General features: G+C 40.8%; 1 protein-coding gene. It reads right to left on the bottom strand.

What is annotated here, in order from left to right; translation table 11 throughout:
• Positions 1-145 precede the first annotated feature (145 nt).
• Positions 146-336, bottom strand: a 191-nt coding sequence (locus tag FD16_RS12500; RefSeq protein ID WP_191983036.1) for a transposase, incomplete at its 5' end; no start/stop codon positions are given.

The raw sequence follows: 336 nt of genomic DNA on the forward strand, positions 1-336 counted from the left end.
AATCATAACCACCCGTAAAACGGGTGGTTTGCTCTGAGGCTATAAGCCTCTGCTACCGGCCAGCGTCTCAAGGCGCTGGCTTTTATGTAGTTCAAGCCAGAATGCGTGAACTACTTTGCTACCCCTTTAAGGGGTCTTGTAATACTTACCTACCCCTAAAGGGGTCTTCATATTCTTTCACACTCAATCTATCTTGTGCTTGATCATTCACTTCTTGATCTCTGATGTATTTTCTAATCGTTGATTCATTAAGTCCAACAGTGCTAACATAATATCCTTCGGCCCAAAAATGACGATTTCCAAACTTATATTTTAAATTTGCATGCTTGTCAAAGA

Origin of the sequence: Paucilactobacillus suebicus DSM 5007 = KCTC 3549, assembly GCF_001434475.1 — a bacterium.
Taxonomy (GTDB): domain Bacteria; phylum Bacillota; class Bacilli; order Lactobacillales; family Lactobacillaceae; genus Paucilactobacillus; species Paucilactobacillus suebicus.